Here is a 1,453-nt window from a genome sequence, read left to right as displayed (position 1 = left end):
CGTGCGGCAGGGCGCGAGTGCGGACAGGGGTGCGACCGGGGCCCTCGGGGCGTGCGCCCAGGGCCGGTTCGGTCATCGTCACGACGTACTCCTCACCACGGCGATCTGTTACCAGGGACGCTACGAAGCCGCAGGTCGGACGGTCGCCACCCGAAAGAGCCAACCCCGGGGTCCCCCACGGGTCTCATCCGGCGCGGGTTCCCCGTCCCGTGGCCGCGGCCGGTGTCCCGTGACTCCACCCTGGCGGCCGGCGCGGCCCGGCACAGGAGGGCTGTGCCCCGGATCGGTGGTGGGGCCAGGCCCCCCATCGCCCCCCTGCCGACGCCACCAGCCGGCACCACCGGCCGGCCCGTCCCGCCCCAAGGCCCCGGGCGGCGCGACCTCGGATTCCGTCACCCGCCGGGCGTCCGGGCCGGGTCACCCCCAACCCCGCCCCAAGAATCCGCCAAGGACGCCCTATAGGGTGACAAGTCATGAGCGAGCGCACTCGGTGGATCCGGCTGGAAGGGGCGGTCAACGCCCGGGACCTGGGCGGCCTGCCCACCGCCGACGGGCGCGCCACCCGCAGAGGACGCGTCCTGCGCGCCGACAACCTGCAGGCCCTCACCGTCACCGACGTCCGCGTCCTGCTGGACGACTACGACCTCAAGAACATCATCGACCTGCGCAGCGACGCCGAGGTCCGGCTCGAGGGCCCCGGGCCGCTGACCCGCGTCCCCTCGGTGACCCTGCACCACCTGTCGCTGTTCGCCGAGGGCGGCCACCACACCGACGCCGCCGCCGACCGCCCCCCGGCCGCCCCCGCCACCGGCGCCGGGACGGGCGCCGCCGCCCGCAACGGCCTCGACATGGACAAGATCCTGCCCTGGCAGACCCGCGACGAGGGCGGCGAGGACGAGGTCCGCGCCGTCACCTTCTACCTCGGCTACCTGCGCGACCGCGCCGACTCGATCGTCGCCGCGCTGCGCGTCATGGCCCGCACCGACGGGTCGTCGCTGGTGCACTGCGCCGCTGGCAAGGACCGCACCGGCGTGGTGTGCGCGCTGGCCCTGGAGGTCGCCGGGGTCACCCGCGAGGCGATCGTCGCCGACTACGCCCAGACCGGCGAGCGGATCGGCGCGATCCTGGACCGGCTGCGCGCCAGCGACACCTACGCCGCCGACATCGACTCCCGCCCCGCCGAGAGCCACCACCCCCACGCGTCGATCATGGAGAAGTTCCTGACCCGCGTCGACGAGGAACTCGGCGGGACCGCCGCCTGGCTGCGCGGACACGGCTGGACCGCCGAGGACACCGACGCCCTGCGCACCCGCCTCCTCGACTGACCCCGCCCCCCGGCGCGGCAGACGAGCCGCGCCGGGACGGACGGCGGGTCAGGCGAACAGGTCGCGGACCGCCGCGTGCGCGGCCTGCCGCATCTCCGCGTGCAGCACCGCGTTCGCCTCCCGGTCCG

The 1,453-nt window shown here is 75.6% G+C and carries 1 protein-coding gene; it reads left to right on the top strand.

Annotated features, from left to right (window positions below; translation table 11 throughout):
* The first annotated feature begins 473 nt into the window (after window positions 1-473).
* A complete protein-coding gene (locus AB0J52_RS40435) occupies window positions 474-1,325 on the top strand; it encodes a tyrosine-protein phosphatase (RefSeq protein ID WP_500188503.1) in 852 nt (283 codons plus the stop codon).
* Window positions 1,326-1,453 lie beyond the last annotated feature (128 nt).

The sequence above is a fragment of the Spirillospora sp. NPDC049652 genome (assembly GCF_040675125.1).
Taxonomy (GTDB): Bacteria; Actinomycetota; Actinomycetes; order Streptosporangiales; family Streptosporangiaceae; genus Spirillospora.
This window is presented reverse-complemented; position numbering and strand designations above follow the sequence as displayed.